The organism is Winogradskyella sp. PE311 (genome assembly GCF_046545555.1).
GTDB lineage: Bacteria > Bacteroidota > Bacteroidia > Flavobacteriales > Flavobacteriaceae > Winogradskyella.
On sequence record NZ_JBHZTH010000001.1, the window covers coordinates 1,511,923 to 1,518,215 of the forward strand.

Below are 6,293 nucleotides of genomic sequence, written 5' to 3' on the forward strand. Positions count from 1 at the left end.
TGCTAAATGCTAAATGCTAAATGCTAAATGCTAAATGCTAAATGCTAAATGCTAAATGCTAAATGCTAAATGCTAAATGCTAATGTCCCCTAACTTTGGATTTTGGTTGATGGTCTATTATAGTGCAGAAGTTTAAGCGCTAAAGATTGTTTAAAACCATTTAACGTGAGATTCTGTTATGTGAACGTTGTAAAACGTTGATCTATCTAATTTTATAATAGAGTGCAAGTATACCGATTAATATTGCCTGAAAATAATTAGTACAATTTAATGATGTTAAAATGTTAATTATAAGTTAGTTAGATTTTATAATGTGTTACTGATTTTTTTATTTAAATTAGTTGAATATCAAAAAGAGTTTTTAATTAGTCTATTCCTAATTGAATAGTATTAATTAGATATAAGGTTTAAAGACGCATAGTTTCCTTAAACGATGTTAATAGTTCCGTAGCTAAGTCTAAATCCTATTTTTTACATTATATAAATTACGGATGTCGCCTCCTTAAGCGGTACATTGTTAACTAATTTAATTATTTAAACGGTCGCGAAATGCACTATTATTTTGTATAGGATTTATAAATTATGAGTTGGTGTTATAACTGAAATTCAAATTTATTTTATACAATTAAAGTAAAATACTACAATAAAAATACTTTTTATCGATAAAATATGTATATTGTCGATATTATTGTTTTTTATTTAGAAAAAATTAAGAAAAAATACAATAAAGGTATATTCGAAAATTAAAGCCTATTAAACTAAAATTACATGAGCAATTTCTACTTAAACATTGGAAAACAATTGTCAAAAGGAGCTAACAAATATTTGATATTTTTTGTTCTTTTTTTACTGTTCTGTTTTAAAATTAACGCACAATCTTGTACCGTAAATGCGGGTATAGATCAAATAATTTGTGCGAACGATACTTTGCAGTTAGATGGAACGACTCCAGATACATATGCAGAAGGTCCAACATGGACGCAAATCTCTGGTCCATCTGTATTAATAAGTGATCCGTCTGATCCTGACCCAACAATTACGGGTTATGTTGGCGGTAATACTTACGTATTTGAGTTGGCAGCTGTATGTTTTAATGGTAGTACTCCGTCTCAAACTGTTACTATAACGGTAGAACCAATAACGCAAGCAACTGCAGGTCCAGATATTGAGTCTTGTCCAGATTCGTCAGGGTCTCTTATAATTAATGGTAATGCACCACTTAATCCGGGAGAAACAGGAGAATGGGTCATTGTTGGTGGTAATCCTGCTGGAGTGTCAATAGGTGATTCAGCTTCAGAAGTTACAACCATAACTTTACCAGAAGGTTCTGCAGGAAGTACAACTTTACAATGGGTAATAACAGGTCCAGAATATGCGCCTGGTCAGTCATGTCAATCATTTTCAGATCCAGTTACTATAACTAATATTGGTGGAGTGGATCCAGTTGATGCTGGTCCAGACGATGAGTTACCAAATTGTTATACAGTAAGTCAAAGTACAAACCTTAATGGTTCTTTTGCTGGTAATAACATAAACGGACAACAAGGAACATGGACTTTTGTGAGTGGTCCTAATACACCATCAATTGCAAATCCTAATAATAATAATACAGGTGTTAGTGGATTAACTGAAGGTGAGTATACTTTTAGATGGGATGTTCTTGGGCCATGTGTTTCAGGTAGTGATACCGTTACTATAACTGTACCTCCTGCAACTCAAGATGTTTCACCCGCTACAGTACAAGACCCAACAATTACGTTTTGTGATCCTTCTACAGATCAAGCTACACTCGTAGGTTCCCTTGGTGCCTTTACAAATGAGTCTGTTTTATGGGTGCAAACTGGCGGACCTGCCGCTACAATAGTTGACGAAGACAATAGTACGACTCAAGTAACCGGTTTAAGTTCTCCTAACACATATACTTTTAGCTATACGATTACAAACGATGACACTATGTGTACATCATCAGCAAATGTAACTATACGATATAACGTAGACCCTATAAGTATTTTAGTTAACGGCGGTGATAATATTACTGGTAATTGCGGACAAACATCATTTAATGTTCCATTTATTTTTAGTAGTGGAAACGAAACACAATATAGTATTATTAATGGTCCAGCTGATTCAGCTTTATCATTCCCAACAAATTATGTTGGTGCGGGTAATAGTCCAACAACAATAAATTCATTCGATGTTTCAGGTACTTATACTGTAAACTTTAGAAGAAGAAGAACAGGAAATCAATTACAAGGTTGTGACGAAGCTAATAGTACTATTAGTATCTATGTCTCAACTCCTATTTCGGGATCTAATGCTGGTTCACCTCAAGAATTTATTTGTGGACAAATTGATGGTAATTTGGCTGGTAATACTTTATTACCAGGTGAGACCTCTATCTGGTCTCTCGTTGATGGACCTGATGGAATGACAAATGACGTTATTGGTGATCGTTACGCACAGACAACAACCATTGGTCAAGCTCCATCTCAGGCAATGATTCCAGGGCTTTATACATTCAGCTATACAGTATCGGCTGGCCCGGAATGTACACCTCCTGCTGTTTCAACAACTACAGTTACCATTACACCACTTTCTAATTTACCAACAGACGCAGGAGCTGCTCAAACGATATGTTTTAATGCTCCAGTACAATTAGCTGCGGCACCATTATTAGATAGTCAAGTAGGTATTTGGACAGCTTCAGATCCAAGTGTTGTTTTTGAAGATGATTCAGATCCAAATACAATTGCAACTGGTTTTTCATTACCATCTACGGTATATACTTTATCTTGGTCTGTGGACGAAGCTGCAGGTTTTCCAGATTGTGCACCAGCTGAAGTTGACACTGTAGAGATAACAACATTAGCTGACGAGTCACCTACCATAGCAGATGCTGGTGCAGATTTTTGTTTACCAGATGGCACGATTTCAATTCCAAATTTAGCAGGTAATACACCGGAAGCAGATGAAACAGGTACATGGACGCAAATTTCAGGACCTTCAGCAGCCAATTTTATTGATGATGAAGATCCAACTACTTCCGTAGATAATTTAATAAATGGTCAATATATCTTTAGATGGTCTATCGGGTACACTGCCCCAGCTCCAAACGGATGTCCAGAAACATTTGACGAGGTTGAAGTTGTCATTGCCGACACAGGTACAACCGTAGATGCTGGTTTAGATCAAAGTCTATGTTTAGATCCTGTTGCTTTATCATTTTCTATGAATGCACAAGACCCAACTCCTTTTGGAGGTGTAGGTACTTGGACTTTAGTCTCAGGTCTATCGGGTTATACGGTTGACGACGAAAATAGTCCAACTGCGACGTTTTCAAATTTATTAGACGGAACGTATGTGTTTGAATGGGTTATTGCTTATGGTAATTGTACAACAGCAGGAGCTGCTGATCAAGTAGAGATTGAGGTGGGCATTCCGCCAACTACAGCAAATATACAAGGTGGTGATCAAGTAGTTTGTGCACAAACCAACACAACAATTACAGCAGATCCTCTTCTAAATCCTAATGCTGAAACTGGAGCTTGGTCGATAGTTTCTGGCCCTAATTCTCCAAATATAGATAATCCAGGTAATAACTCAATAAATGTTACTGGACTTACTACTGGTTCTTATGTGTTTAGATGGACTACAGTTAGTGGTTCTCCTTTATGTTCTGACTCAACTGATGATGTTATTGTAGACGTTTTTGCACCTGCGAGCGCAGGTAATGATCAAAATTTATGTGAAGCTACAAGCGTTTTTCTTGAAGCTACAGCAGGTACAACAGGTACTTGGACAATTGTTTCTACAACAAATCCAGCTGGTATCGGAGGATTTGCTCCTTCGCAATCTCCAGCGAATAGTAATGTAGCAAACGCAACTGTAGAGCCTGGTTTTGATTATGTCTTTCAATATGAAACTGATTATACAGCTCCAGGAGACGTTTGTAATAATTCAGATCAAGTCACAATAAGTGTAAGCGATGGTCCATCTGAAGATCCTGAAGCAGGAGAAGATCAAGATATATGTATTTTAGATACAACAACTGCAACATTAACAACTGGAAATCTGGATGCGACAATGAGTTTTCCAGAAATTCCAGGTGATGTAACTTCCGAATGGAGATTATTATCTCAACCAGGAGGAGCAACCATTGCATTCACATCAGCTTTGAATAGTCCAACTACAGATGTAACCGGACTTTCAGTTCCAGGATTATATATTTTCGAATTAAATTTTGCTACAAATAATTGTACAGATAAATCAGATATTGTACGTGTTGAGGTATTTGAAGGTCCAACACCTGTTGAAGCTGGGGCTGATCAACCAAATGCATGTCAATTAGATGCGCAGTTGGATGCAACTCTACCAACAGTAGGTATTGGTATTTGGACTTTTGAAAATCCAGGTGACGATCCATCAGGTGGATTAGTTGTTATAGATAGCCCAAATAATCCACAAACTACGTTGTCAAATATCCCTGATGATGTAGGAAATGATGGTCTTGATGATGTATATATTCTAACTTGGACCGTATCCAATAATCCCCCTCCGTCAGATCCACCAAGTCCAACAGATCCGTTTTTACCACCATCATTATGTTCCCCTCAGGCAGATACAGTAACTATAACGTTTACAGGACCACCTCCTTCTGAGGCAATTGCAGGTCCTGATCAAGAATTTTGTGATGAATCTAACATATTTTTAGGTGCCACTGACTTAGTTGAGGGTATAGGTACTTGGTCGCAAACAGGCGGTGATCCAACAGGTATAAATATAGCATCACCAAATAATCCAAATAGTTTAGTTACTGGTTTAAGTGCTGGTGTATATGAATTTACATGGACTGCTGTAGGTGGAGGTTGTACCTTAGAAGATACGGTAGAAATAATTATCTTTTCAGATCCAATTACTTCGGAAGCAGGTCCTAATCAATCGATACCTGAATTTGATACGGTTACTTTAGGTGCTGATCCAGCAAGTGCTGGTCAAGGTACTTGGTCTCAAGTATCAGGTCCAACAACCGCTAACTTTATAGATATTAATGATCCTATTACACAAGTAACAGGTACTGCAGTAGGAACTTACGTTTTCGAATGGACTGTAGAAAATGGACCTTGTAGTATAGCTACAGATCAAATGACACTAGTCATATTACCAGTGTCAGATTTAGAATTAACAAAAACAGTTTCTTCATCTTCTGTAAATGTCGGAGATATAGTAACATTTACTGTTTCAGTATTTAATAATGATGCAAGTTCTACTAATTCAGATGCTGAAAATGTAATTGTTCAAGATATTTTACCACTTGGTTATACTTTAGTATCAGGTACAGTTTCTAATAGTGGAACATTTGATTTGGGTACACAAACAATTACGTGGTCCAATTTAGATATTCCTAATGGAACAACTTTAGCTTTAACATTTAACGCTACTGTTAATGCTACAGGTCCGTATGTTAATATTGCGGAGGTTACAGGAAGTGATAGTATTGATCCAGATAGTGATCCAGATAATGACGATGGAGATCAAAGTGAAGATGATGAAGATAATGCCGAAGTTACAATCCAATCAGCAGATTTATCCCTAAGTAAGGGTGTTACACCTACAGATGGAACTGTAGGAGATACAGTGGTATTTACTATTGTCGTTAATAATAGTGGCGCCGACGCAGCAACTAATGTAGAGGTAACAGATGAGTTACCTTCAGGCTTCACTTATGTGAGTGATGATGCAGGAGGTGATTATGATGATGCAACAGGATTATGGACTATTGCTAGTATAGCTAATGGAGCAGCAGCAACATTAAATATTACGGCAACAATAAATGAACCTTCAGGTTCATCAGGTGAATACAACAATATTGCAGAAGTTACAGCAAGTGATCAAGCTGATCCAGATAGTGATCCAGATAATGACGATGGTGATCAAGATGAGGATGATGAAGATAATGCTGAGGTTACAGTTGAAACAGCAGATTTATCAATAGTAAAAACAGTAAGTGATAGCACGCCAAACGTTGGCGATGTAGTGACTTTTACGGTTACTTTAAGTAATAGAGGAAATGATGAGGCAACAGGTGTTTCAGTACAAGATATAGTACCAGACGGTTATAGTAACATAGTTAACATTACAGGAGGAACCAATGTATTAACTGGTAACCAAGTAGACTGGACAGGATTAACTGTGCCAGTAGGTTCAGATACATTGATATTAACATTTGATGCAACAGTAGATGCACCAACTGGAGTATCAGGGGAGTATTTAAATGCAGTAGAGATTACAGGAAG

Annotated in this window: 1 protein-coding gene; it reads left to right on the forward strand. The window is 37.0% G+C overall.

The window, feature by feature from the left end:
• Positions 1-768: 768 nt before the first annotated feature.
• The coding region (locus ACFWU4_RS06465) for a PKD domain-containing protein (RefSeq protein WP_411126013.1) at positions 769-6,293 on the forward strand (5,525 nt) is incomplete at its 3' end.